29 protein-coding genes are annotated in these 24,404 nt (G+C 39.6%); 18 read left to right on the top strand and 11 right to left on the bottom strand.

The genetic code is table 11. From position 1 onward, the window contains the following. Window positions 1-15 precede the first annotated feature (15 nt). The 4 genes from ABE65_RS21810 to ABE65_RS06900 are packed head-to-tail and all read right to left on the bottom strand — an operon-like array spanning window position 16 to window position 3,625. Window positions 16-774, bottom strand: a complete 759-nt coding sequence (locus tag ABE65_RS21810) for an IucA/IucC family C-terminal-domain containing protein (protein WP_066392806.1) — start codon at window positions 772-774, stop codon at window positions 16-18. Further along, window positions 749-1,567 (bottom strand): ABC transporter ATP-binding protein, encoded by an 819-nt coding sequence (locus tag ABE65_RS06890; protein WP_066392811.1) that lies wholly within the window; start codon window positions 1,565-1,567, stop codon window positions 749-751. Before ABE65_RS06890 ends, ABE65_RS21810 begins: the two co-directional genes overlap by 26 nt. 16 nt (window positions 1,568-1,583) lie before the next feature. Then, complete coding sequence (locus ABE65_RS06895) at window positions 1,584-2,627, bottom strand: FecCD family ABC transporter permease (RefSeq protein WP_066392815.1); 1,044 nt, start codon at window positions 2,625-2,627, stop codon at window positions 1,584-1,586. Next, window positions 2,624-3,625, bottom strand: a complete 1,002-nt coding sequence (locus tag ABE65_RS06900) for a FecCD family ABC transporter permease (protein WP_082861561.1) — start codon at window positions 3,623-3,625, stop codon at window positions 2,624-2,626. The genes ABE65_RS06895 and ABE65_RS06900 overlap by 4 nt, the downstream gene beginning before the upstream one ends. 193 nt (window positions 3,626-3,818) lie before the next feature. Between ABE65_RS06900 and ABE65_RS06905 the strand changes: the two genes are divergently transcribed. The 5 genes from ABE65_RS06905 (at window position 3,819) to ABE65_RS06925 (ending at window position 7,177) form a co-directional block, all read left to right on the top strand. Further along, window positions 3,819-4,775 (top strand): ABC transporter substrate-binding protein, encoded by a 957-nt coding sequence (locus tag ABE65_RS06905; protein WP_066392820.1) that lies wholly within the window; start codon window positions 3,819-3,821, stop codon window positions 4,773-4,775. Between the two features lie 177 nt (window positions 4,776-4,952). Further along, window positions 4,953-5,375 (top strand): DnaJ family domain-containing protein, encoded by a 423-nt coding sequence (locus ABE65_RS06910; RefSeq protein ID WP_066392822.1) that lies wholly within the window; start codon window positions 4,953-4,955, stop codon window positions 5,373-5,375. Between the two features lie 11 nt (window positions 5,376-5,386). Beyond that, on the top strand, window positions 5,387-5,761 hold the full coding sequence (locus tag ABE65_RS06915; protein ID WP_066392824.1) for a cupin domain-containing protein: 375 nt from the start codon (window positions 5,387-5,389) through the stop codon (window positions 5,759-5,761). A 76-nt stretch (window positions 5,762-5,837) separates the two neighbouring features. Continuing rightward, a complete protein-coding gene (locus tag ABE65_RS06920) occupies window positions 5,838-6,773 on the top strand; it encodes a magnesium transporter CorA family protein (protein WP_066392826.1) in 936 nt (311 codons plus the stop codon). Between the two features lie 56 nt (window positions 6,774-6,829). Further along, a complete protein-coding gene (locus ABE65_RS06925) occupies window positions 6,830-7,177 on the top strand; it encodes a hypothetical protein (protein WP_066392838.1) in 348 nt (115 codons plus the stop codon). 22 nt (window positions 7,178-7,199) lie between these two features. Here ABE65_RS06925 and ABE65_RS06930 read toward each other — a convergent pair whose 3' ends face one another. Together ABE65_RS06930 and ABE65_RS06935 are read right to left on the bottom strand one after the other, a co-directional pair. Then, window positions 7,200-7,418 carry a hypothetical protein gene (locus ABE65_RS06930; RefSeq protein ID WP_066392840.1) on the bottom strand — a complete coding sequence of 73 codons (219 nt, stop codon included), beginning with the start codon at window positions 7,416-7,418 and terminating at the stop codon, window positions 7,200-7,202. A 46-nt stretch (window positions 7,419-7,464) separates the two neighbouring features. Next, window positions 7,465-8,124 (bottom strand): deoxynucleoside kinase, encoded by a 660-nt coding sequence (locus ABE65_RS06935; protein ID WP_066399870.1) that lies wholly within the window; start codon window positions 8,122-8,124, stop codon window positions 7,465-7,467. A 364-nt stretch (window positions 8,125-8,488) separates the two neighbouring features. Between ABE65_RS06935 and ABE65_RS06940 the strand changes: the two genes are divergently transcribed. From ABE65_RS06940 to ABE65_RS06950, 3 genes are all read left to right on the top strand, one after another. Continuing rightward, complete coding sequence (locus ABE65_RS06940) at window positions 8,489-9,121, top strand: DsbA family oxidoreductase (protein ID WP_066392842.1); 633 nt, start codon at window positions 8,489-8,491, stop codon at window positions 9,119-9,121. Between the two features lie 362 nt (window positions 9,122-9,483). After that, entirely contained in the window at window positions 9,484-10,707 is a 1,224-nt protein-coding gene (locus ABE65_RS06945) for an MDR family MFS transporter (RefSeq protein WP_066392844.1), read from the top strand. Between the two features lie 18 nt (window positions 10,708-10,725). Further along, a complete protein-coding gene (locus tag ABE65_RS06950; protein ID WP_066392846.1) occupies window positions 10,726-11,100 on the top strand; it encodes a VOC family protein in 375 nt (124 codons plus the stop codon). A gap of 101 nt (window positions 11,101-11,201) precedes the next feature. Here the strand turns inward: ABE65_RS06950 and ABE65_RS06955 are convergent, their stop codons facing one another. Beyond that, on the bottom strand, window positions 11,202-11,537 hold the full coding sequence (locus ABE65_RS06955) for a ribonuclease M5 (protein WP_066392849.1): 336 nt from the start codon (window positions 11,535-11,537) through the stop codon (window positions 11,202-11,204). A gap of 290 nt (window positions 11,538-11,827) precedes the next feature. On the opposite strand from ABE65_RS06955, the gene ABE65_RS06960 reads away from it, so the two are divergent. Both ABE65_RS06960 and ABE65_RS06965 read left to right on the top strand, forming a co-directional pair. Beyond that, window positions 11,828-12,730 (top strand): hypothetical protein, encoded by a 903-nt coding sequence (locus ABE65_RS06960; RefSeq protein WP_156499135.1) that lies wholly within the window; start codon window positions 11,828-11,830, stop codon window positions 12,728-12,730. Window positions 12,731-13,080: 350 nt separating this feature from the next. After that, the gene (locus ABE65_RS06965; protein ID WP_066399872.1) at window positions 13,081-13,488 is read left to right on the top strand and encodes a hypothetical protein; all 408 of its coding nucleotides are present in this window, start codon (window positions 13,081-13,083) and stop codon (window positions 13,486-13,488) included. Between the two features lie 28 nt (window positions 13,489-13,516). Here ABE65_RS06965 and ABE65_RS06970 read toward each other — a convergent pair whose 3' ends face one another. Together ABE65_RS06970 and ABE65_RS06975 are read right to left on the bottom strand one after the other, a co-directional pair. Then, window positions 13,517-14,011: an NUDIX domain-containing protein gene (locus ABE65_RS06970; RefSeq protein WP_066392854.1), complete on the bottom strand. Its 495-nt coding sequence runs from the start codon at window positions 14,009-14,011 to the stop codon at window positions 13,517-13,519. A 60-nt stretch (window positions 14,012-14,071) separates the two neighbouring features. Then, complete coding sequence (locus ABE65_RS06975; protein ID WP_066392857.1) at window positions 14,072-15,547, bottom strand: methyl-accepting chemotaxis protein; 1,476 nt, start codon at window positions 15,545-15,547, stop codon at window positions 14,072-14,074. 185 nt (window positions 15,548-15,732) lie between these two features. Between ABE65_RS06975 and ABE65_RS06980 the strand changes: the two genes are divergently transcribed. Together ABE65_RS06980 and ABE65_RS21815 are read left to right on the top strand one after the other, a co-directional pair. Then, window positions 15,733-16,593 (top strand): hypothetical protein, encoded by an 861-nt coding sequence (locus tag ABE65_RS06980; protein ID WP_156499136.1) that lies wholly within the window; start codon window positions 15,733-15,735, stop codon window positions 16,591-16,593. Between the two features lie 140 nt (window positions 16,594-16,733). Then, entirely contained in the window at window positions 16,734-16,877 is a 144-nt protein-coding gene (locus tag ABE65_RS21815) for a hypothetical protein (protein WP_156499137.1), read from the top strand. A gap of 93 nt (window positions 16,878-16,970) precedes the next feature. Here the strand turns inward: ABE65_RS21815 and cspD are convergent, their stop codons facing one another. Both cspD and ABE65_RS06990 read right to left on the bottom strand, forming a co-directional pair. Then, on the bottom strand, window positions 16,971-17,171 hold the full coding sequence (cspD, locus tag ABE65_RS06985) for a cold-shock protein CspD (RefSeq protein WP_066237152.1): 201 nt from the start codon (window positions 17,169-17,171) through the stop codon (window positions 16,971-16,973). Window positions 17,172-17,442: 271 nt separating this feature from the next. Next, a complete protein-coding gene (locus ABE65_RS06990) occupies window positions 17,443-17,733 on the bottom strand; it encodes a late competence development ComFB family protein (protein WP_066392864.1) in 291 nt (96 codons plus the stop codon). Between the two features lie 212 nt (window positions 17,734-17,945). Between ABE65_RS06990 and ABE65_RS06995 the strand changes: the two genes are divergently transcribed. The 6 genes from ABE65_RS06995 to hpaD are packed head-to-tail and all read left to right on the top strand — an operon-like array spanning window position 17,946 to window position 24,256. Next, on the top strand, window positions 17,946-18,611 hold the full coding sequence (locus ABE65_RS06995) for a GntR family transcriptional regulator (RefSeq protein ID WP_066392866.1): 666 nt from the start codon (window positions 17,946-17,948) through the stop codon (window positions 18,609-18,611). A gap of 12 nt (window positions 18,612-18,623) precedes the next feature. Continuing rightward, complete coding sequence (gene hpaI, locus ABE65_RS07000; RefSeq protein WP_066392868.1) at window positions 18,624-19,547, top strand: 2,4-dihydroxyhept-2-ene-1,7-dioic acid aldolase; 924 nt, start codon at window positions 18,624-18,626, stop codon at window positions 19,545-19,547. Then, window positions 19,548-20,339, top strand: a complete 792-nt coding sequence (locus ABE65_RS07005) for a fumarylacetoacetate hydrolase family protein (RefSeq protein ID WP_066392870.1) — start codon at window positions 19,548-19,550, stop codon at window positions 20,337-20,339. Then, window positions 20,323-21,837 carry a 5-carboxymethyl-2-hydroxymuconate semialdehyde dehydrogenase gene (hpaE, locus tag ABE65_RS07010; RefSeq protein ID WP_066392873.1) on the top strand — a complete coding sequence of 505 codons (1,515 nt, stop codon included), beginning with the start codon at window positions 20,323-20,325 and terminating at the stop codon, window positions 21,835-21,837. The genes ABE65_RS07005 and hpaE overlap by 17 nt, the downstream gene beginning before the upstream one ends. Window positions 21,838-21,848: 11 nt before the next feature. Beyond that, a complete protein-coding gene (hpaB, locus tag ABE65_RS07015) occupies window positions 21,849-23,312 on the top strand; it encodes a 4-hydroxyphenylacetate 3-monooxygenase, oxygenase component (RefSeq protein WP_066392875.1) in 1,464 nt (487 codons plus the stop codon). Beyond that, the gene (gene hpaD, locus ABE65_RS07020; protein WP_066392878.1) at window positions 23,309-24,256 is read left to right on the top strand and encodes a 3,4-dihydroxyphenylacetate 2,3-dioxygenase; all 948 of its coding nucleotides are present in this window, start codon (window positions 23,309-23,311) and stop codon (window positions 24,254-24,256) included. The genes hpaB and hpaD overlap by 4 nt, the downstream gene beginning before the upstream one ends. Window positions 24,257-24,404 lie beyond the last annotated feature (148 nt).

Consider the following 24,404-nt stretch of genomic DNA (forward strand, 5'->3'; position numbering starts at 1 on the left):
AAGAGAGCCTCGATTTTATCGCTTTGGACATGTAGAACAACAAGTCCCGTTATCTGTTTTGTAATATAGACAGCAAGTCTTACGGGTCTTAGTCGGCCCGCAGCCGATGGGGACTGTAAACCGATGGAACGGGTTTTTTGTTAACCCAAAATGAAAAGCTGGTGCTTCCATAAAGAACGCATAATCTTCTTGAATTCTTTGTTTAACTTCTGCTGGATGATCTTCCGTTAACCACGTTTCATATACCCAGCGTATGTAGATCCAGGCATTCTCCCAAAGAGTTGCTTTTGAGATGCGTGCCGTGCTTGCAATATGATTCAACATGACAGACATATTTTCTTTAAAAAGTGATTCAATGACAGAAGAGCGCCAATCTGCTCTATTTTCGTCAGCGATGCGAGCAGATGCATCTTTCAGTGTGAATGATGGAAGCCACATGCTGTCTGAGTTGTGATCGATAAGATAGACATTTTTTATATTCATATCGAATGACTTATCAAGAATGGTCATTCCATATAAACAGGAAGTTAAACTGCAATATGCATAGCGTTTAAAGAATAAAGACGCTGTCACAGGGCGTTTGTTAGAACCAATACGCGGTCCTGTTTGATCTAGAAACTGAAGCAGATGTTCAGCATTCAACAGCTGTTCGGCAGAAACGACAACTTCATTCTCATATGGTGCTTGAAAAGAGAAGCGATAGTTCGAACTGATATGATTTTTTTCTTCTGCTGTCCAACCGTTTGACTTAGGCGTACTGAGGAGTATTGACATGTCGAACGACTCGCCCCTTTCCATATGGAATACACATCGGTGTGCCGAAAACTGGATCAGGAATCACCGTACTCGACATCTGGAATACATCTTCCACTAATTGTTCGTTCATAATTTCTTCAGGTGCACCCTGTGCGTAAACGGTTTTATCCTGAATCGCTACAATGTGATGAGCATAACGGCAAGCAAGATTTAAATCATGAAGCACCATCACGATTGTTCGCTTTTCTTTTTCATTTAACTCAAACAGCAGGTCGAGAATCTCTATTTGATGTGTCATGTCTAAGTAAGTAGTAGGTTCATCCAATAGTATCGTCTCTGTTCCTTGAGCGAGTGTCATAGCGATCCATGCTCTTTGACGCTGACCGCCTGACAGTGAATCTACCGGTTTTTCCATAAAAGGAATCAGATTTGTCGCACGAAGCGCGTTCATTACGGCTTTTTCGTCTTCTTGTGACCACTGTTGCAGCCATGATTGATAAGGAAAGCGACCTTGCTTAACAAGTTGTAGAACAGTTAACCCTTCAGGAGCAATTGGTCCTTGCGGCAGGATCGCCAGTTCTTTTGCTACTTGCTTTGTAGACCGTTTCGCTACATCTTTACCATTTAGCAAAACATGCCCAGCTTTTGGAGTTAATAGTCTTGCCATAGAGCGTAACAGAGTGGATTTTCCACAACCATTGCTTCCGATCAAGACGGTGATTTTACCTTTTGGGATCTGCAGGTCCAACTCGTCGATAATCGGTTCTTTTCCATAAGCTAAAGTTAGGTTAGAGGTTGTTAGTACAGCCATCTGTCATCCACTCCTGTTATTGGTTTTTAAATAATAGATAGATAAAGTAGGGAGCACCGATCGCCGCTGTGAAAACACCGGCAGGCACTTCTAAAGGTGAGAACAAGGTACGTCCGGCAAGGTCTGCCAAAACGACCATAATACCACCGATCAATGCCGAAGCTGGGAGCAAGCCGCCGAACGACGAGCCTGAAATTCTTCTAGCGATATGTGGTCCGATAAGTCCAACAAATCCCATCGCTCCTGCAAACGCGACTGCTGAACCTGCTAAAGCGGTGCAGACCATTAAGAGTAAGAATCGTTCACGGTGAACGGAGATTCCAGCTCCTTTTGTAAGATCATCCCCAAATCCTTGTATGTTCAATCGGCGTACGAGAAGGACTAAGATAGGTAACATTCCTATAAACCAAGGCAGCAATGCTTTTACTTCCTTCCAGGATGTACCGTACACCGTTCCGGTAAGCCATATGGTGGCTTGACTTGCTCTATAGATCGGGCCGATGAGCATCATGAGCGTTGTTAGAGCCTGTAATAAAGCCATGAGTCCGATTCCGATCAAAATGAGACGTATTGGTGTTACGCCGTCTTTCCAAGCTAGTGCATAAATCAGGAATGCAACAAGAGTCGCACCACCAAAAGCGAACAATGGTAAATAATTGATGCTTAATAATAAGTTGTTAGAATCGTCACTGAACATCGTTAGAAAAGCGACAGCTGCAAAACCGGCACCACCCGTTATTCCAATCATATCTGGAGAGGATAGTGGGTTGCGGATAATACCTTGCAAGATGGCACCAGAAAGGGCGAGCGAGGCTCCTGCAATAAAAGCGACCAATACTCTTGGAAGTCTAAATTCGGTAATGATGAGCTGATTAATATCAAGCCCTGTTCCCATTAATGCTTGTAATACATCCCACGGTGCGATATACATATCACCGACACCGATACTGATTAGCATGGCAACTACTGCTGCTAATGTTAGGGCAATGATGCTAACGGTGGTTTTTTTATCAATTAAAAAAGAAAATGATTTACGCTGTAAGACCCAGTACTTTCTCATTTTTGAAATATTCCTTTTCGAACAATATATATGAAGAAAGGCGTACCAATCAGAGCTGTTACAACTCCAACAGGTGCTTCTTCAGGCATGATGATATACCGTGCACCTATATCTGCCATGACGAGCATAATCCCACCGATGATGGCAGAGTATGGGACGATCCAGCGGTGATCATTTCCCACTAGATATCTAGCAAAGTGAGGAACAACGATCCCTATGAAACTAATGGGGCCAGCTATCGCGACTGATCCTCCAGCTAGTATGATAACCATGAGAGCTGCCGCTAGTTTAAATACTACTGTTTTTTGACCTAAACTGATGGCAACATCTTCACCAAGCGCAAAGGCGTTTAACTGCCTTGATAGTAAGAGTGATATGAACCAAGCGATCACGAGTGCTGGTAAGACAGTGGCAAGCATAGAAAGTTTTCTTCCTTCAACAGAACCGGCGAGCCAGAATAAAACCTCATCTAGTGCTTTTTCATTGGTGACGAGCATCCCTTGTGTGAGTGAAGCAAATAGAGCGGCCATAACTGCTCCTGCGAGTGTTAACTTAACAGGTGTAAGTCCACCTTGTCCGGCAGAGCCTAATGCATAAGCCAATCCTGCAGCAACTGCAGCTCCTAAAAAACCGATCCACATAAATTGCTGTATAGATGAGATGCCAAGAAAAGTGACACCAAAAACAATAAAGAATCCAGCTCCGGCATTCACACCGAAGATATCTGGAGATGCAATTGGATTTCGAGTTAGCGCTTGCATGAGGACCCCGGCGATCCCTAAGGAAATTCCGACTGCCATACCTACGAGTGAACGAGGTACTCGAGAAAGTTGAATGATCAAATGTTCGTTTGAGCCGTTAAAAGCCGTATAGGCTTCAATGGCTTGTTTTAGTGAAGTGTTTGTATATCCTAGCACAACACTCAGCACCATAATAATAAGTGCAACCATTAGCCCTACGATAAGTCCAGCTGCTTTAATTTTATTTCCGTATAATATTCCGTTCATTAGAGCCTCTTTTATTAATGAAAGTTATTCTCATTTATCAGTTTAAAAGTAAAGTGAGTATCTGTCAATGACTTTGAAAATCATTATCATTTAGTTGTTGACAACGTATTCATATCAGTTTATGATACGAATTGTAATTGATTCTCATTATCATTTACAACATAAAAAGGGGAGAGAAAATCGAATGAAAAAAATTACATACAAATGGCTTGCATTCGCAGCAGTGTTAACGTTAATGCTTGCATTAGCAGCATGCGGCGGGAAAGATAAAGAAAAAGAAGAAAAATCAGAAGGAGCTTCTGCTTCCTATAAAGTAGAACATGCGATGGGTACAACAGAAGTTAAGGAAAACAAGCGAGTAGTTGTATTAACTAATGAAGGTACTGAAGCCGTACTTGCACTTGGCGTTAAACCGGTTGGTGCCGTTAAATCTTGGCTAGGTGATCCTTGGTATGATCACATTAAGGATGACATGAAAGGTGTAGAAGTCGTAGGTGACGAGAGTACTGTAAACGTAGAGAAAATTGCAGCTTTAAAGCCTGACTTAATCATCGGAAACAAACAACGTCAAGAGAAACAGTATGACGAACTAAACAAAATCGCACCAACTGTATTTGCAGAAGAACTTCGTGGTGATTGGAAGATCAACTTTGAACTATATGCAAAAGCATTAGATAAAGAAGAAAAAGGGAAAGAAGTTTTAGCTGCATTTGATAAGCGTATAGAAGATATAAAGAAAGAGGCAGCAGATCAATTAAAAACTGAAGTTTCAGTTGTTCGTTTCTTACCTGGAACATCTCGTATCTATCATAAAGATTCTTTCTCTGGTGTGATTCTCGATCAAATTGGATTTGCTCGCCCTGGTGATCAAAACAACGATGATTTTATGGAAGAAGTTACACAAGAGCGCATTCCAGATATGAACGGTGATATTCTATTCTACTTCACTTATGAAGAAGGTGACGGAAAAGCGACAGACACAGAAAAAGAGTGGACTGGTAATCCGCTTTGGAAGAACCTTGAAGTTGTAAAAGCAGATAAAGCTTACAAAGTAAGTGATGCAATCTGGAATACAGCTGGTGGAGTAATAGCTGCTAACCTGATGCTAGATGATCTTGAAAAGTATTTCTTAGAAAAGTAAGAGAGTTTAAAAAGGGAGCGAGAAATTCGCTTCCTTTTTGTTTTCATAGAACTGAATGAAGGCGTTCTTAATTTGTACACAATTTTGCAATAAATCTGCCATAAGTTTTCCAAGGGAATAGGAATAATAAACATAATGTATAAGTATAGAATAAATTTATTCCTGGAGGTTTTTGTAATGAACAAAAAACCATCGCTTGAAAAGGAACTACAGCAACGTGAAATCTTAATGAAAGACGAGCAAACCAATGCTTGGTTTTACGAAGATCACATTACAGCCATCGTTAACCGTGCCCGTAAAGAAGGTGCATTTGATGATTTAGAAGGCTTAGGCAAGCCACTTAAGCTCGATGAAGATCTAACTTATAATCCCGAGAAGCGTCTTCATAAAGTAATGAAAGATAATAACATTCTCCCAAGTTGGGTGAAACTTGGTCAAGAGATAGACGTACTAAAAGAGGAACTAAAAACGTATACCGTAGAATTCAACATTAAAAAGACCGTAGAGACCATTAACCAAAAAGTCTTTCAGTATAACTTAACTTGTCCACCTAGTGCACAACGGATGAAGATAAACCTGGAGGACGTTATAAATAAATAATTGGAGGGTGTATGGCAAAGAAAAGTGTTTTAAATGCAGAACATTACCAATGGGGAGATGCATGTGATGGCTGGCACCTTCTAAAGCAAGAGAACCTAAGTATCATACAAGAAAGAATGCCCCCTCAAACAGCTGAAGTGAGACATTATCACGTGTTTTCCCATCAATTTTTCTTTGTGTTAAAAGGAGAATTATTGATCGAAAAAGATGGTGAAGAAATTACACTTAGCGCGCATCAAGGAATCGATATACCAGCAGGAACAACCCATCAAGTTCGAAACGAATCGAGTATGCCTGTTGAGTTTCTATTAACTTCTCAACCACCTGCAGAGGGAGATAGAGTTGTTGTGAAAAAAGTAAAAAGTATTAGTACAGTGACCCTTTAAACTTAGAGGGTTATTTTTTTGTCATGTGAATGTGAACTTATGGGAAAGATAGAAAAAAAGGTCAGGAGTTCATGAGATGTTAATGTATAAAGAGATTACGAATCAAACCGAACGAATCGAACATTTTGAAATGCCAAAAGAGAAAGAAACCATTTGGATGTTTTATCAATCTCCTGAAGAAATGAAGCAAGACGATATTCTAGAACAACTAAATCTTCATCCGCTAGCTAAAGCGGCTTTCTTGCATTTTTCTGAACATCCACAACTCAATGTGTACGCAAATCATGCTGTTGTTTCAACGTTTTATTTAGGAACAAAAAATTATGAACCGATTAGACTTAACCTTTTAATCGGTCATAATTATTTGATCGTTATGAGTGAACATGAAATTTCCTTTCGGGAACAACTTGTTCAGGATTTCACGAACAACCCCGAACACATGAAACATGTTAGCTATATGTTGTACTATCTGATGAAAGATATTGTGAGTTCCTATCTTGAAGTTGTGGATCAACTTTCAGATGAGTTTTTAGAGCTTGAAAAAAGTGTGTTTATTGATCCGCAAAAACGTGAGATCGGACGTGACGTGTATCGTTGGAAGACTCGTTTACATAAGCTCAGACAATATGTTGAAGCGGAAGAGAGCATCATACAGAAAATGGGTCATGAGGACTTCGAATACGCCAATGAAGAGTCAGGGTTTTATTTTAAAGATTTGTTATCCTCTTTTTCTAGGGTTACCTCTGCTTTTGACAGTTTTAAAGAAAATTTAAAAGGGATTCTAGATCTTCAAATGTCTTTAAAATCTGATCACATGAATAGAATCATGAAAACGTTGACGCTCGTTAGTGCTGTTTTCATCCCACTTACATTTATCGCAGGTCTTTATGGCATGAATTTTGAATACATACCTGAACTAAAATGGCGATATGGCTATTTTTATGTTTTAACGCTTTGTTTCATTTTGCCTCTCGTGATCATGAGTTATTTTAAGAAGAAAAAATGGTGGTGACCTCTACATAAAAATGTATCAGCTGAGGAAAATAAAGAAAAAGGAGGACGTGAAGCATGGAAAAAAGACCCTATTATATCAATGTTGAGACCGGTGAGATTCTTCCGATTAAAACCGCTTCTACTTTTCAGTTTGAAATATCTGCTTCTGATGAAGACGTAAGGCATCTCGAACGCAAATTTAGTGAGTTAGACAGTACGGCAAATGATACTTTTGTAAGGTCTCACTTACCCTATGTACCCTATTCGAATGACTCAGACAATGACAGGTATGATCAAAAACTAAGAGAAGCCTACCAGATGATTCATGATCTCGGGCAAGAGGAAACAAGACAGTTTATTGAAAAAATGAGTTTTTGGAATCCTGAGAAACCACAAGATTTAGAAAAAAGACCAAAAGACTAGATGTCTTTTGGTCTTTACATTCTTAATAGATAAAATAGGCAATGTAGATGATAAGGCCTATGACGATTGTAAATCCTGCAAGTGCGATAAAAACAGGGTTCAACAATGCAGTATGTCTCGAGACTGCAGGGTTTACCTCATCTTCTGTATACACTTTTTGTTTTTTTGCGATTTTCATCGTCCACCATAGACCTATAGCTGCTACTAGGACAGATAACAAAATAAAGAATAGTGTAAACAATTCGTTCACTCCTTAAACCTTGTTTGTCCTAGTAGTGTTTGTGGATTTAACGGCTTTCATGCATGAGTAAAGAAGGTTGCTTTAATGAATGAAGGCGCGCAAGTTCATTTTTAACAAGTGTAAGGATTTTCTTCTGATCGTCTTTATCAAAAATGTTATATTGATCACTTTCAATCAACAATACAGGTGTTTTATCATAAGCTTTAATCCACTCTTTGTATTTAGCATGAAGCGTTTTGTAATAAGCAAAAAGTTCAGGATTTTCTTCAACTTGCTCGTATGAGCGGCCCCTTTGACGGATACGGTTTAAAACCGTATCAAAATCACTATCCAAATAGACAAGCAGATCAGGACGTGACTTTGGAGTTTTGTCGATTTCGTTCATCATCGTATCCAGAAGATCTTTATAAGTATCAAATTCAAGCTGCGTCATGTTTCCTGAATCAAAATTTAGTTCTGCAAAAATTAAATCTTCATAAAGGCTTCGATCCAGAACGTTATCCGGACTTGTACGAGCTTCACGAATCGTCTTAAAACGTGTGTTTAAGAAATAAATCTGAAGCGGGAAAGCCCATCGCTTCGGGTTTTTGTAATAATCGGGTAAAATAGGGTTGTCAACGACACTTTCATAAAAGATAGAGCTTCCAAGCTGCTCGCTCAAAAATTCAGCATATGTAGACTTACCAGTACCGATCATACCTGCCATTAAAATCACGGTATATCCTCCTAAAGTGGTGCCTCATAGGCGCTTAAGCCAGTGATGCGAGACTAGTTTAAAACATATGTATTCATAAATTTAAAAATCAATATATGGTATGTAAGGTATAAAGCCTTTCTAAATATATCATGTAATACAAAAGGTGAACAGAGATTGTTTTCATAAATTATTAACACATATTTAGGAATTTCATAACGATCGCCATCACAAAAACGAGGAATTAGATATTTTGTGGTAGGGACTAAGTCATATTACTTGAACAATGATCAATCTGAAAATATCATAAGCGTCACACGTGAAAACAGTAAAACGTAGAAAGTAGAAAGTATGCTGTGAAAAAGGGGATATGAACATGACCATTCAAATAAAAGTATATTCTGATTTTGTTTGTCCATATTGTTACTTAGCTGAATCGCCATTATTAAAAGCGACGGAAGATAAAGATGTTGAGATTGAGTGGATGCCATATGAACTCCGACCATTTCCGCAAGAAACATTGCGTCCTGAAGAAGATTATTTACAAAGATCGTGGCAAGAGTCTGTTCAGCCTTTATCAAAGAAAATGGGTGTTGAAATGATACTGCCAGAAGTATCTCCTCAACCTCATACTTTCTTTGCTCATGAAGGATTGTTGTTTGCCAAGAGACACAACAAGGAAAGAGAGTATGCACATCTCGTTTTCAAAGCTTTCTATCAAAACGGAGAAGATATCGGGAAGATTGAGGTTCTTCAAAACATTGCTGAGAAAATTGGTCTCGACAGTATCGCATTTCAACAAGCATTGGAATCTCGTGAATTTAAGCAAGAAAGAGAAAGTATTCAAAAAGAGGCAACAGAAGATCTAAACATTACGGCTGTTCCAACTATCATTATTGGTGAGAGAGTATTAAAGGGTCTGCATCCGCAAGCTAATATTGAACGTGCACTTAGAGGGGCTATCAGGGATTCGAAATTCGAATTTTGTGACGGCGACGAATGTGAATAGAAATGAAAAAAGAGCGCTTAGAAGGACTTCCTTCTTGGCGCTCTCTTTCGTTCTTAACAATGAAAAAAGGGGGTTGTTGATAGGGATGTTTATAATATAGCAAGGTCTCATTAAAAATGGACGAATATGTGATTTTTTTGATAAACGTTATTACTTTGTGACAAAGTCGCGCTGACGGACTAAAGGATGATTGATAAAAATGAAAAAAGCCCTAATTAGGGGAGGGCTTTTTTCGGGAAAGGGGGGTACACCTATATAAGACGAAGGAAGAATAGAAAAGTTTCAAAATTCGTAAAAATTCTTTTTCTAGCTCTTCAAAAAGTGATAGAGTAGGTAACAGAATAGAAGAGAGAAGGAATGGGATGAGAAATTTACTTAAAAAGTGGCATCCAGCAGTCGTTGTTATTGTAGCTGGAACATTGTTTACGCGAGCGGCATTTTTTATGACTATGCCATTCTTAGCCATTTATCTGTACAACGAAAAAGGAATCGATCCTGCTATGGTTGGTTTGATTATTGGAGTAAGTGCTCTAACGGGTACGTTCGGTGGTTTCTTTGGGGGCTATCTATCTGATCGTATAGGAAGGCTTCCTGTGATGACGGTTGCTATCTTCATTTGGAGTACTGTGTTTGTTGGATTCGCGTTAGCAGACCTCGTATGGCATTTCTTTTTATTAAACATGTTAAACGGACTTTGCCGCTCATGGTTTGAGCCCATATCAAGAGCTTTGCTTGCCGATGTAACGACAAAAGAAAACCGGCTGCATGTTTTCAATGCTCGGTACTTTGCAATCAATGTGGGTGCTGCAATTGGTCCGGTTGTAGGAACGCAGCTCGGTACATCAAATTCGACCCAAGCTTTTTACATAACGGCGATCGCGTATCTACTATATGCGTTATTAATTGTATTCACACTGAGAGGCTACTCCAACGACTTAAAGGGTGGGGAAGAAAGGAAGTTCTCAATAAAGTCTGCTATTGGTGTACTTGCAAGAGATAGAGTGCTTGCTTTTTTTCTGATCGGAAATACAATTGTTATGATGGCACAGTCACAAATGGATACGACACTCGCGCAATATATAGGAAACGCACCTCAGTTCGAAAATGGCGTTAAGCTATTTGCATACCTTGTTGTTACAAATGCAATAACCGTTTTGTTACTTCAGTTTCCAGTCACAAACTTTGTCAGGCGATTTCAGCCGATGAATGCACTCCGTTTCGGAAGTTTTGCATTCAGTCTTGCATTGCTTGGATTTGGATTATCAACGAATTGGATTTTTCTTGTCATCAGTATGGTGTTTTTAACCGTCGGGGAAATTATCGTGTTCGTTATGAGTGATGTACTCTTAGACGATCTAGCGCCAGAGCACATGAGAGGTACATATTTTGGGGCGATGTCGTTTCGATCGATTGGGTTCAGTGCGGGGCCATGGATTGGCGGTTTACTTTTAAGTACATTTGGCTTTGAACATGGATTTTATGTGTTTGGGGTTCTAACGCTCATCTCATTGCTGTCCTTGCCATTCTTTCAATACGGAGAAGGAATCCGTAAAACGCTCCTAGAACAACAATCTGCTTCAACTTAAGAAAGGGGATATATCAGCATGATTACTGGAATTGAACATACTGGAATTATGGTTTCTAACATGGAGGAGTCTATCAAATTTTATACCGAGGTACTTGGTTTAGATCTATTAGATCGTTTCGATCATACAAGCGTACCCGTCGAATTAGCCTTCTTAGGGGTAGAAGGAAAAGTGCTTGTTGAGTTGATCGCTGGTTATACAGGGCCTGTAACGAATGAAGGGAAGGTCCATCATATTGCATTTTCTGTACAGAATATTGAAGAGCAGTATGAGTTGTTGCAGAAAAAAGATGTTGTCATGAAAGATAAAGAAATTACAGAGCTTCCAAACGGAAAATACTTTTTCTTTTTTGGACCAGATGAAGAATCACTCGAATTTTTTGAGAGTAAATAGAAATGAAGACTGCATAATTGCAGTCTTTTTTTGTTTCTTTGTAAAGAGTTATCATCGGGAGAAGGTGATGATGAAGCAGTCAAGAAGTCTATGAATAAGAATTAAATGCCTGGCAGCGTTTCTTTTAAATATTGATTTGAACAGTATTCAACACCATACTTGTAGCGACTTTCTCTAACATTTCTAGCTTTCTTCGGATCAATATGAATTCGTTTGATCTCTGGGTATGTTTCCATGATTTTTAAAGCGATCTTGTCACCAGGCTCATCTGGATCAGTTAATACATATACTTCATCACAAAGAATCAATGCTTCTTCAATTGCTCTTCGTTCTTTATGCCGAAATGAAATTCCATTTAGAATAACAAAATGGGCGTGAGGATGAACACTCTGTACTCTCAGTTGATCACTTTTGCCTTCAACAATGTATCCGGTCATAGCGCCTCCTGTAAAACTAAGATTCATTATCATTTTATGGAAGGCATATCGATAATAGTACGACTTCTAAAAAATATTGGACAAAGGAAGTGCATATCTTGAAGAAGCTTATTATCCTTACAAAAACTTTTTCTCTTAGCTTCTTCTCCTTTATTAGTATTTATGGGTTGTTTTTGTTGCTAGGCGATATTGAAGGGTTATTTATCGGGGTGTTCATTCTATTAGTATGCTTTTTCACTTTCAGCATACGATTCATTGGCTTGGTAATTGGGAGAAGGAAAATTCTTGCAATGAAAAGATACCAACCAAACCTCATATTCATTACTGTTATAGCATTCTCTACAGCCATATTATCGGTTAGCAATTATACACTCGAAACATCGTTGAAGCACTCTTTATCAGCTAGAGTAAAAAATCATTTTTATCTGGAAGCAGTGTTAGTAGAGAAAGATAGAATTTTTGAGCGAGTATCCTTTTTAAGTACGCTAGAAAATATGAATGTAAGCAGCGCTTCGGTATTCTATGAACCGCAAGACAAGGAGTTAGCAGGATCTGCGATTCGTCACATACGTAAAATGCAGTCTTATCACAATGGATGGATTGATGTTCATGAAGCTCTTCCTGTTACCCTTATCCTCTACCGGAATCCTTTGATCTTTCAGCAACATCTACCGCATCATTCTTATGAAAACCTGCAAGCCTTATACGTTCCCTCCCAAGAAACGATCCATCTGCTTGTTACGAATGAAATGGATGAGAATCCTGATCAATTTTTAGAGTTGGTCGGACATGAATATACACATCATTGGATGATTAGTTATTTGTTAGAAAATAAATTAGATAATCGGCATTTACCTAGATGGTTTGAAGAGGGGATTGCAGAATATGCCGGAAAACAAAGTGTAAGAGAGGTGCCAATCTTTGTACCTCTAAACTTCATTCCCTTCACAAGGCTTCACACAGTAGAGGATTGGGCCTATGAAAATCGAAGGAAATCTAGTCACCGTCCATACCGACAAAGCTACTATGCTATTGATCAATTGGTTAAAGACGGAAATGAATCTAAAATCAAAATCTTGTTGCTTAATAAGCAGAAAAATTTTTACCGGTTGTTTGAAGAAGTAACGGATGAATCTCTTATCGAGTTCGAGGTGCGTTTCTTAAGAGAAGAGTTTATGAATTTAAAGCGCTGAGCTGATGCTCATTTGTTTATAGAAGTAATACGTGTAATCAAGCAAAAAGAACTCCTCACGAATAAGGAGTTCTTTATTAATATTATCTGCTTTTTAATTTTCTTTTAATGATCGGCAATAACCTCTTTTTACCTTGTTTGATTAAAAAAGCAACAGCCATTCCTTTAATACCTTGTTTAATACGTCCCATTTTCATCCTCCTATAAAAATCATAGTTGTTTCAAGTAATATACCCGAAATCAGCATGAAGCAATCCTTTTATAGTTATACGGGTTACTTGTCTATACGTTTCATCACGATATGAATAAGATGAACCGAATACAATTTTATAGGAGTTGAACGTATTGAGCATGTATAGAAGTTTTCCACCTTTTCCGGGTCAAGGCGGCGGTCAAGGCGGAGGGCAAGGGTTTGGACCACCAGGTGGACCACCAGGCGGACCTCCAGGAGGCGGTGGTGGCGGTGGAATGGCGCCAACATCAGCACCTCCATCATTTACACCATCTCAAGCGCAAGGTTTTAGTTTGCAAGGTGGAGGTGGCGGAGGAAGTCAGCCAGGAGTCTATGCTGTTGATCCAGGCGCGATCAGACCTTGTTTGTACCAATATGTCTATATCTGGCCAACATGGGGACCAGGATTTTGGGCATGGCTTACTTTTGCAGGTAGAAGATCGGTTGCAGGATTTCGCTGGACCGGAAATAGATGGATCTATTTTGGTATGGATACACGCCAAATCAGTTCCTTTTATTGTTACTAAAAACAGCCGCCTTTGTGCGGTTGTTTTTTTAAGTTATAGGATATAGTGGTATCTTTTGTACTCGCCATGTTTCATATATTTTCATTTCAGACGGAATACGTTTGGTCAAAGCATATTGCGCTGCTTCCCATACAAGAGGAGAGCACCATTCCTTCTTTAGATCACTAATAGGAATCCACCTTGCTCCGCTAGAATCTTGATCTGGGATATCAGCTATAGCCGATTGGGAATGAATGTCTATCCTGCAATCAAAGAAAACCGCTGAATGTTGTGACCGGGTCCATTCCTTATAGTTCCAAGGAAGTTCATAACAGCGTTCACCTAGTTTCATACCTTTTATCACCATATAGCCAGTCTCTTCTAGAACTTCACGAATAACCGTTTCGTATTCAGATTCACCATCGTTTGGTGTGCCTCCAGGAAGATCCAAGCGATTTTTATAAGGACCACCGTTCTTTTCGATAACGAGCAGTTCCCTAGATTCGTTCAAACAAATACAATAGATTCCTCTGTGTTTATGCATCTTATAAGCTCCCTCAGAAAAAATACCTTTCCAGCATCCATGAAAAGGTATTATATCTTATTATTCTTTTACCAGTTCATTTAGTTCTGAGGTTAAGGCTTCAAATTTGTTGAAACTATCAACCACTTCTTCTACACACTTATGTTGTTCTTCTACAGATGCAAGAACTTCTTCAACAGAACCACTTGATGTTTCTGCTATTCCTGAAACCGAATGAATCTCTCCTACGATGTATCCGGTAGATTCATACAGTTGATTGATTAATTCTTGGACTTCAGAAGACTGTGCAGCAACTTGATTTGTGTTCATTAATATTTGATTAAAATTCTCTGCTGTTTTCTCTGTTGCTTCCAGACTGGATGTGACAACCCCTTGCGACCCATTTACAAATTGGGCGGCTTGTTGCGCTTTGTTACGAATTTCACTTAATATAGATCCGATCTGCTTAGTTGAATGTTGAGAATCTTCAGCAAGGCGCCGAACTTCGTCTGCAACTACAGCAAATCCTCTACCTTGATCTCCAGCTCGTGCAGCTTCAATCGCCGCATTCAATGCAAGCAGATTCGTTTGAGAAGAGATTTCTTCTATTGTCGTTAAGATTCCTTCGATTGATTCACTCTGCTGATTTAATTCATACATAAGAGTGTTCGTTTGCTGCATCAGCTCACTCACTTCTTTCATCTTAGAAGAAAGTTCTAATATTTGATTTTCTCCTGCGTTTGTAACGATTGCCGTTTGCTCTGAAAGTTTTTTCATATCATTTGAGTGTTGAAAAAGACCTTTTGCCACATCGTTAGTGCTTGTGACAGAATGACTCATTCCACCTACACTGACAGCCTGAGATTCTACACCTTTAGCTACTTCTGTAAAAGCATACGTAATGTTGCTTGATATTTCACCTGTTCTTGTAACGTTTTCCTTTACAGACTGACTAAAATGATGCAGATTTTCTGATGCATCTTTTATTTTACTCAACAATTGTTCCAACTTCATCTTATCTTGCTCTGACTGTTTTTCAGCACTTAAGATATTTTCATGCATTCGTTGACCAATTCTTGCTTGAGCTACTAATGCAGCAGTAATAACAGTTAAGAAAACGTTTAATGAGATAATAATCTTAGGATCTTGTCCAGCAAACATCGTTTCTTTATATTGAAAAAAGAAGAAATTAGTTAACAATAATCCACTAATACCCGATAGTAAGATTGAAAGGTAGTTATGATATAACGTGATGACTGCTAAGCATACATAAGTCATCAGGTAAGTGGAAATCTTCGGATTCGAGTCTGCCATGATAACGGTCAGTATCGTTAACCCGATAACAACAAAATATTGAACGGCGAAGGGAGCCCACTTTCGGTACGTCCAAATCGAGAGTGATAAAAGAATTAGAAGTCCAGCTATACCATAAAAAAAGACACTGTTTATGGTTTTCGTACTCGCATATGTGCTTGCTAGACCGAGAAAATACATACCCCATAACATTTTTGTAACCAGTTTATTCGTTTGTAAATTTGAGGCAAATGATGGATTCAAATTTCGTCATCTCCGTTTTAAAATGTATAAGTACTGCTTTTATATCGTCAGGAATCTATGTGCATTTAAGATATTTACCAAATTTTGTTTTAGTTGTTCCGATACTTATCGTGAACATTTTACATAATAACTGGTTAGTAGATGAGATCTTTTATTTGTTATCAAAATTATCGAGGTGGTTAACAGTGAGAAAAAAGACTTGGATATTTGCTATCATTCTGTTGCTTGCAGCTTGTAGCAACGAACCAAAAAACACAAATACAAAAGAAGAATCAGCTCCGAAAACGACCGAACCTTCATCACCTGAAAAGAAGAATGAAGAGGTTAAAGAAGAACCTGTTACCGAAGAAGTAACTTCTATTGAAGAAGAAGGAACGTACATTGGTCAGATTGACAATAATTCTATTGAAGTAGAGGCAGCAGGTGAAACATTAGTTCTTCGACTAACGGATGAAGTTAGAGGTACCGTCGAGAGTATGAAGGATGGTGCCAAAGTTAACATCGTCTATAAGAAGAATGACGAGGGGCAATGGGTCCTAGAGCAAATTAATGAAGTAAGTACGCCACAGGCACCTACATCAAAAAAGCTTACGTACATAGTGGATGGGACTTCAGTGGAAGAAGACGCTTTATTAACAGAGAGTGAGCTTGAATACCATTTCTACAAACTTCCAGATTTTGAATTTACTGCAGAAGAGCCAAGAAAAGATTTATTATTTGCTACTAAATTTGCTGAGACATTTGTGAGAATAGAGCCGTTGTCAGAAGAGGCGTCCATCGATGATCTAAAAGAATGGGCAAAGGATGAACTGGAAGCAATCGGGGAAGTAAACGAAGTGAATGGAGTAGAGGTCGCTGGACCGGCATTTGAAAAGACTTCGTTATTTATTACAGCATCAAAAGAGTCTTACAAAAAATACATCGTTATTCAAGAGTTAAGTAATGGAGATCAAGTTAAATATACAGTGAATCTGCCAGAACATAAGAATGCGGCTAAATGGGAACAAGCTATTTGGGCCATGCTTTCTACTCTTCAAACGAAATAGTAATGTAAAGCGTATCCTTTCGATGCGCTTTTTTATTTGTATCTACAAAAAAGAATAAATGATTATCATAAATGTAGCATATGGCATATAATATTTACAAAGGTTTAAAAAGTTTCCTTAAGGAAAGATAGGTGAATGTTATGTGGTATAAAGAAAGCTCATTGTTTAAGCTGCAACAATACACGATTATCTTACACAAACTCGGAATCTTTTCGCAGGAAGACAAGGTAGATATTTTAGGTAAAATACAAAAGTATAAGATGAAAGTTGGTTTGAAAGACTAGGCTGCCTAAGTAGGGAGCCTCTTCAAATGATCCTATTTCTTTACATAGAAAAGACCCGGCAGCAACTGCCGGGTCTTTATATATAGGCTGAACTTATTTTTTAGTTACGTTAGCTGCTTGTGGTCCGCGAGCTCCGTCAACAATTTCAAATTCTACTTCTTGACCTTCGTCAAGTGATTTGAATCCTTCTGATTGGATTGCAGAGAAGTGTACGAATACGTCGTCTCCACCTTCAACTTCGATGAATCCGAAACCTTTTTCAGCGTTAAACCATTTTACTTTACCTGTTTGCATGTGAATGCCTCCTAGAACGTGTGCACTTTTTGTGCTCTGTAATTACCAAACCACTTTCAAACTCTTAAGTTAAGATGTAATCCAGTACTGAATGGTTGTCACAAATATATCATAAGAAAAAAGCTCTCGCAAGGAACTTTTCTGAAAAATAGGAATAAAGAGTCAGGATATTTTCTCGAATATAATTTTCAACTGAATCTTATGGGTTGAAGTGAATGTTGTTCAAAATTTATGGCAGATAAACATAACAAAAATAAAAACCATCTGCCTTCTATTCGCTAGTAGGAGATGGTTTCAAATCGTGTGATGGTCGAGTTGCTACAATGCCTGTCGCTTTTACAATCTGATTTAAGATGTTAACTCTGGATTGATCATCAAAATTTTGTGCTTTGACAAAAGCGTAGCCATCTTCATTTGAAACATAACGAGGTGGCAAGTTGTTAAGTGTGATCGCGAAGACATCAGCTTTACAAATCTCGCATTTGCAAGGAAGCTGAAGCTGTCCCCAATAATTCTTTAATGCTTCTTCTACTAGAATCTCCATGGCGTTTTTTACATTCATGGGCTTTTTACCCCTTTATACACAATCTATATGAATAGAATAGCTTATTCTTACTACATATGTAAACTTTTACTGTGAGTAACAAGACTATTTAACTATAGTTTTTTTTATTGTTTTCTCACTATCATACTTTGTTCCTAAATTAACAATAATATATGATTTTTCTGAAAATTAACTTGAAATCATATATGATTTGAGATTAACATAGGTATATGAAGACTAAACACAAAACAAACAAACAGCAGTATGCTTATCAAGTCATCCGTTCCCGTATCTTAGATGGCAGGTATCCGCCAGGTCACAAACTTGTCATTGACCAACTTGCTAGAGAACTTCAGACAAGTGCGATTCCTGTTCGTGAAGCGATCAGGTTGCTAGAAGCGGATTCTCTAATCTCGTTTAAACCATACTCAGGAGCGATTGTTACCCCCTTTGATGAACAAGCATATTTAGAAACTTTATCCGTTCTAGCCGTATTAGAAGGTTTTGCGACTGCAGAATCATCAATACACTTTCCTCACGAAAAACTTGATGGTTTAAGAGTGTATACAAAACTTATGGAAGATGCACTTGAACGACTTGATTACTCTCTTTTCTCCAATTACAACAAAGAATTTCATAAACTCACTTACAGATATTGCACCAATCAATTTCTATTAGAACAGATTCATACAACTTGGGAAAGGCTGGGGACTGTTCGTCAGCAGGGATCAACAATGAAACCTGTTCGAATGAAGCGATCAGTTATAGAACACTATCAACTAATCGAGATGATGGAAAAAAGAGAAGACCCCAAAATAGTAGAGGCATTTGCAAGAAACCATAAATTAAATACACTAAAAGCTTTTCTTGAGGATTCCCCACAAAATTCTATTTGAGGAGATGAAAGTATGAAAGTGGAAGAAGTTAAGAAATCGCTAAGAGGATCAATCGCTCCAATCATCACCCCTTTTCATGAAGATGAATCGTTAGATCTTGAAACACTTAAAAGGTTGATAGACTGGCACATCCAATCTGGAAGTCATGGTATCTCTGTTACAGGAACAACAGGGGAACCGTCATCACTGACATTAAAAGAACGTGAGCTTGTCATGGAAACAGCAATTAAAGCGGTAAACAAGCGTGTACCAATTGTACCTGGAACAGGTTCCACCAACCATCAAGAATCACTTCACTTAACAAAACTCGCTCAAGAAATGGGAGCAGATGCCGCTATGGTGATCGTCCCTTACTACAATAAGCCCTCACAACACGCACTTTACAAACATTTTAAACTCATCGCAGATTCAGTAGACATCCCACTCATCATTTATAACATCCCAGGTAGAACAGCAGTGAATTTGGAAGTAAAGACGCTAGCGCGACTTAATGAAGACTGTCCAAACATTATTGGAGTAAAAGAATCTAATAAAGACTTTGAACACATAAACCGAGTGCTTTTACATTGTGGACGTGACTTTTTGCTGTATTCGGGAATAGAGCTGCTTTGCTATCCGATGCTTGCCATTGGAGGGGCAGGATACATATCTGCAACAGCGAACGTACTTCCTTCCAAAGTGGCAGAAGTATACAACGCATGGGATTCTGGAAATGTAGAAGAAGCATTGAAGCTGCATTATGATTTGATGCCTTTAAATGATGTTCTTTTTAAAGATACGAATCCAGCACCGTTGAAAGCTGCACTTGGAATGATGGGCAGAATCAATCCAACATTAAGAATGCCGATGGATCTACCAACTGAATCTCTGCAAAAAGAAATCAGAGCCGTCCTTGCTGATTACGGATTAGTAGAAAAAATAGGGAGTGAAGTATAAATGAAACACGCACGCGTTATTTTTGAAGGAAGAGAACAAAAAGGAACAATTGTTGATGATGTGATTACGTTTTCATCAGGTAAAACAGCAAATCTAACCGAAATTGAAACATGGCTGCCTCCGTTTCAACCGAACAAAATGATAGGCCTTGCACTAAATTACGCAGATCATGCAGATGAACTAGGACTTGAGAAGCCAGCAGAACCCGTTCTGTTTATTAAACCAAACTCATCACTTGTAGGACATAAAGGCCAAGTGTTCTATCCAGACGGTGCAACATACATGCACTATGAAAATGAACTGGCGGTCGTCATCGGTAAAGAGGGACGAAACATCAAAGCTGAACATGCGATGGAATTTGTAAGCGGTTACACTATTGCGAATGATGTTACCGTCCGTGACTTCGTGAACAACTGGTATCGTCCGCCTGTTCGAGCAAAAGGGCACGACACGTTTGGTCCGATGGGTCCTTATTATGTAGATGCAGCTGACATTCCGGATGTGACAAACCTTGAACTTCGCACGTATGTAAACGGTGAATTAAGACAGCAAGGAAATACAAAAGATTTAATGTATTCGATCCCGGAAATCATTGAATTTGTGTCATCGTTCATGACGCTTGAACCCAATGATGTGATTTGGACCGGTACACCAAAAGGTATCTCTCACGTTCACCCTGGTGATGTTGTAAGACTTGAGATCGATTATCTTGGGTCACTTGAAAATACGATTGTTGATGGACGAACTGAAAAGGTGCCAACTGGAGGGAAGGATCATGAAGCCGGAAATTAAAGAAATGATTCAACACTATATAGATGGACAGTTTGTTTCGGGACATAAGGGAGATTTTTTCGTTAATGTAAATCCGTATACGAACGAAAAGATCAACTCGGTAAGCGAAGGAACGAAAGAAGATATTAATCTAGCAGCAAAAGCGGCAAAGGAAGCTTTTAAACAAGGTCCTTGGGGTAAGATGAAGCAGGAAAAGCGTCTTCAATACATCTATAAGATTGCTGATTTGATTGATCGTGATGTAGAAGAGATTTCGTTGTTAGAATCCTATGATACGGGACTTCCTATAGCTCAAACAAGAAAGATGGTAGGACGTGCGGCAGATAACTTTCGGTTTTATGCCGAGATGGTAAAGAACCGTATGTCTGGTGAAGCTTATCATGTGGATGATGAGTTCATGAACTATACGATTCAAAAGCCTGTAGGTGTGGCCGGGCTTATTACACCATGGAATGCGCCGTTCATGCTTGAGACATGGAAAATTGCACCTGCACTTGCAACAGGGAACACGGTGATTCTAAAGCCAGCAGAGTGGTCGCCGTTAACTGCTAATAAACTAGCAGAACTTGTGGATGAAGCAGGACTGCCAAAAGGTGTGTTTAACGTCGTTCATGGTTTTGGTGAAACAGCTGGTGCATCGCTTGTTGCACATGATGATGTGCAGCTTATCTCGTTTACCGGAGAGACGAAGACAGGTTCCGAGATTATGAGAAACGGTGCTGCTTCATTGAAACGCTTTTCTATGGAACTTGGCGGAAAGTCACCGATCATCGTATTTGATGACTGTGACTTTGAGCGTGCGCTAGACGCTTGTGTATGGGGCATCTTCTCTTTTAACGGAGAAAGGTGTACAGCAAATTCTCGTTTGTTTCTTCAAGAATCCGTTAAAGATGAGTTTGTGGCTCGTTTAAAGGAGAGGGTGGATAACATTATCGTTGGGGATCCATCTGATCCAGATACGGAAGTTGGCCCACTCATCCATACGGAACACTATGAAAATGTGAAGCGTTATTTACAGATTGCTGTAGACGAAGGTGCAGAAGTATATACACAAGCACTCTCTGCATCTCACAAAAAAGGGAATTTTGTAGCTCCGACACTTTTATTAAACGTAAAAAATGATATGACGGTGGCGCAAGAAGAAATATTCGGTCCTGTTTTATCTGTGATGACGTTTAAAGATGAACAAGAAGTGATCGAATACGCAAATGATATTAAGTACGGTCTCGCAGGCTATGTGTGGACGAACGACATGAAAAAAGGTCTCCGTGTCGCAAATGCCGTTGAAGCTGGTATGCTCTGGGTGAATTCACAGAACGTACGTGATCTTCGTATTCCGTTTGGTGGCTCAAAAAATTCGGGTATCGGCCGTGAAGGCGGACACTATGCGTTTGAGTTTTACACCGAGATGAAAGTAGTGCATGTTGCACTCGCAGATCATCACATTCAACAGTTCGGAAAGAAAAAACAGTCGCTTCAAACCGAAGCGAAACATTAGGAGGGATTTCTTTGCCTGCACGCACGGGGGAACAATATATTCAAGGTATTTCAAAGGCTAAGAATAACGTTTGGATTCATGGTGAGAAAGTAGATGATGTTCCTTCTCATCCGGCATTTCGAAACATTGTAAGGTCCATTGCTAACCTGTATGACCTCCAGCACGAAAAAGCAGACAAGATGCTCTATACCTCTGAACAAACGGGTGATAAAGTAGGTCTTTCCTTTATTGCGCCCAAAACGGTAGACGATCTGATCCGCCGCCGCGAAATGATCTCTGAGTGGGCAGGCTACACAGGTGGGATGATGGGGCGTACGCCAGATTATTTAAATACGAGTGTTATGGCGTTCGGTACGTCAGGCAACTTTTTTGCCCAAAACGATCCGATGTTCGCAGAAAACGCCAGAAAGTATTATGACTATTGCCGGGAAAATGACATCAGCTTAACGCATACACTCATCCACCCGCAAACGAATCGTTCAAAAAAACAGTCTGAGCAAAAAGATCCGTACTTATCTGCTCGTATCGTGGAAAAGAACAAGGACGGAATCGTAGTAAAAGGAGCAAGATTGCTGGCGACGCTTGGTGGGGTAACAGATGAAATCGTTGTGTTCCCATCAACACTGAATAAAGCTTCTTCTGAAGACGATCCATATGCGATGGCTTTTGCTATCCCGAATAATACAGAAGGATTAAAGTTCTTATGCCGTGAATCGTTTGATACCGGTCGAAGTCAATGGGATCATCCGCTAAGCTCTCGATTTGAAGAAAGTGATGCCATCGTTGTTTTTGATAATGTGCTAGTACCTTGGGAACGCGTTTTCGTTAGCGGTAGCTCAGATATTTGTAACCGTACGTACGTAGAGACAAACGCGATCGTTCACATGGCACATCAAGTAATCGCGAAGAATACGGTAAAAACTGAATTTGTACTCGGTGTAATCTTAAATATGATGGAATCGATCGGCATCGATGTGTTTCCTCATGTTAAAGAGAAAGCATCTGAAGTCATGCTTATACTGGAAACGATGCGTTCTCACCTTTACCGTGCAGAGCACAATGCTTCAATCGATAAGTATGGAAACATGACACCGGACTTTGCACCGCTGAACGCTGCGCGTAACTGGTACCCGAAAATGTATCAGCGCATTGTTGAAATCGTGAAAATTCTTGGGGCATCAGGTTTGATGGGGATTCCGACAGAAGCGGATTTTAACGCGGATGACATCGGAGAACTTGTTCATCGTTATACACAAGGAGCTAACATTGATGGTTACGAGCGCACGCAATTGTTCCGCTTGGCCTGGGACATTTCCATCAGTACGTTCGGCGGCCGCCAAGCTCTTTATGAGTATTACTTCTTTGGAGATCCGGCGCGTATGTCGAACATTTATTATGATCAATTTAACAAAGAGCCTTATAAAGCGATGGTAAAGGATTTTCTGCAGCGCGACGAATCGCGCGTGTTGTCATGAACGTTACCGACCTCCATGCTTCCCGTGATTTTTATGTGAATGCCTTAGGTTTCATTGAAACGGCCGCTACTTCAGAGTGGATGGCCTTGCGTGGACTAGAAGAACACTCGCATCATAGCTTATTGTTAAAAAAGGCAGATAAGCCTGGCGTTCATGTCGTGAGCTACAAAGTGTGGGAAGACAGTCACTTAAATGAGCTTGAAACTTTCTTTAAAGGGAAGGGTGCAAAAGTTCTGTGGAAAGATGTAGATCCTGCCGTTGGAATGGGCAAGACGTTATGTGTAGAAGATCCTTCTGGTATACCGCTCGAATTTTTTGTTGAGATGGAGAGTGTTGAACGCTGCATTCAAAAATATGATCTGTACAGAGGTGCTCGTGTTCAGCGTATTGATCACATCAACTGTATGGTACCTGATGTGGAAGCAGCTGTTCAGTTTTATACGGATGAGCTAGGGTTTAGAGTTTCAGAATATACGGCAACCGAAGACGATCGAACATGGGCAGCCTGGCTGCACCGCAAACCGACTGTTCATGATGTGGCGTTTATGAACGGAGAAGGTCCTCGCCTTCACCACGTAGGTTTCTGGCTATCTGATCCGATGAGTTTAATTCATTGCTGTGATGTGATGGCTAGCATGGGGTATGCGGACAACATCGAGCGTGGACCTGGACGTCATGGCTTATCGAACGCATTCTTTTTGTATGTTCGCGATCCGGATGGAAACCGAATCGAATTATATAACGGAGATTATCTGACGAGTGATCCAGACTTCAAGCCGATTAAATGGGATATTAACGATCCAAGACGTCAAACGTTTTGGGGACATAAAGCTCCTGACAGCTGGTTTAATGAAGCGACTTCCTTCTTGAGTCTTGAAAAAGGAGAGCCTGTCGAGCTGAAAAGTCCGACTTTAGCGCAACGGAAGCCTGATTTTGTGACTTGATCTTAGGGTTAAGGATAGATAAGTGAAATAATTGAAGCCGGCTCTGCTTTTAATTTGCAGGAGTCGGCTTTTTTGATGTTTTTTTAGGATGTGTAGGAACATTCTCGCTCATCCAGCGGCATGAAATGCACGCTGGATGAGCGATTCT

The organism is Fictibacillus phosphorivorans (assembly GCF_001629705.1).
GTDB classification, from domain to species: Bacteria; Bacillota; Bacilli; order Bacillales; family Fictibacillaceae; genus Fictibacillus; species Fictibacillus phosphorivorans_A.

Excerpts from the sequence above, each read along its gene's own strand:
- ABE65_RS21810 (WP_066392806.1), bottom strand. The coding sequence starts at position 774 with ATGTCAATACTCCTCAGTACGCCTAAGTCAAACGGTTGGACAGCAGAA.
- ABE65_RS06890 (WP_066392811.1), bottom strand. The coding sequence starts at position 1,567 with ATGGCTGTACTAACAACCTCTAACCTAACTTTAGCTTATGGAAAAGAA.
- ABE65_RS06895 (WP_066392815.1), bottom strand. The coding sequence starts at position 2,627 with ATGAGAAAGTACTGGGTCTTACAGCGTAAATCATTTTCTTTTTTAATT.
- ABE65_RS06905 (WP_066392820.1), top strand. The coding sequence starts at position 3,819 with ATGAAAAAAATTACATACAAATGGCTTGCATTCGCAGCAGTGTTAACG.
- ABE65_RS06910 (WP_066392822.1), top strand. The coding sequence starts at position 4,953 with ATGAACAAAAAACCATCGCTTGAAAAGGAACTACAGCAACGTGAAATC.
- ABE65_RS06915 (WP_066392824.1), top strand. The coding sequence starts at position 5,387 with ATGGCAAAGAAAAGTGTTTTAAATGCAGAACATTACCAATGGGGAGAT.
- ABE65_RS06920 (WP_066392826.1), top strand. The coding sequence starts at position 5,838 with ATGTTAATGTATAAAGAGATTACGAATCAAACCGAACGAATCGAACAT.
- ABE65_RS06925 (WP_066392838.1), top strand. The coding sequence starts at position 6,830 with ATGGAAAAAAGACCCTATTATATCAATGTTGAGACCGGTGAGATTCTT.
- ABE65_RS06935 (WP_066399870.1), bottom strand. The coding sequence starts at position 8,124 with ATGGCAGGTATGATCGGTACTGGTAAGTCTACATATGCTGAATTTTTG.
- ABE65_RS06940 (WP_066392842.1), top strand. The coding sequence starts at position 8,489 with ATGACCATTCAAATAAAAGTATATTCTGATTTTGTTTGTCCATATTGT.
- ABE65_RS06945 (WP_066392844.1), top strand. The coding sequence starts at position 9,484 with ATGAGAAATTTACTTAAAAAGTGGCATCCAGCAGTCGTTGTTATTGTA.
- ABE65_RS06950 (WP_066392846.1), top strand. The coding sequence starts at position 10,726 with ATGATTACTGGAATTGAACATACTGGAATTATGGTTTCTAACATGGAG.
- ABE65_RS06955 (WP_066392849.1), bottom strand. The coding sequence starts at position 11,537 with ATGACCGGATACATTGTTGAAGGCAAAAGTGATCAACTGAGAGTACAG.
- ABE65_RS06960 (WP_156499135.1), top strand. The coding sequence starts at position 11,828 with ATGAAAAGATACCAACCAAACCTCATATTCATTACTGTTATAGCATTC.
- ABE65_RS06965 (WP_066399872.1), top strand. The coding sequence starts at position 13,081 with ATGTATAGAAGTTTTCCACCTTTTCCGGGTCAAGGCGGCGGTCAAGGC.
- ABE65_RS06970 (WP_066392854.1), bottom strand. The coding sequence starts at position 14,011 with ATGCATAAACACAGAGGAATCTATTGTATTTGTTTGAACGAATCTAGG.
- ABE65_RS21815 (WP_156499137.1), top strand. The coding sequence starts at position 16,734 with ATGTGGTATAAAGAAAGCTCATTGTTTAAGCTGCAACAATACACGATT.
- cspD (WP_066237152.1), bottom strand. The coding sequence starts at position 17,171 with ATGCAAACAGGTAAAGTAAAATGGTTTAACGCTGAAAAAGGTTTCGGA.
- ABE65_RS06990 (WP_066392864.1), bottom strand. The coding sequence starts at position 17,733 with ATGAATGTAAAAAACGCCATGGAGATTCTAGTAGAAGAAGCATTAAAG.
- ABE65_RS06995 (WP_066392866.1), top strand. The coding sequence starts at position 17,946 with ATGAAGACTAAACACAAAACAAACAAACAGCAGTATGCTTATCAAGTC.
- hpaI (WP_066392868.1), top strand. The coding sequence starts at position 18,624 with ATGAAAGTGGAAGAAGTTAAGAAATCGCTAAGAGGATCAATCGCTCCA.
- ABE65_RS07005 (WP_066392870.1), top strand. The coding sequence starts at position 19,548 with ATGAAACACGCACGCGTTATTTTTGAAGGAAGAGAACAAAAAGGAACA.
- hpaE (WP_066392873.1), top strand. The coding sequence starts at position 20,323 with ATGAAGCCGGAAATTAAAGAAATGATTCAACACTATATAGATGGACAG.
- hpaD (WP_066392878.1), top strand. The coding sequence starts at position 23,309 with ATGAACGTTACCGACCTCCATGCTTCCCGTGATTTTTATGTGAATGCC.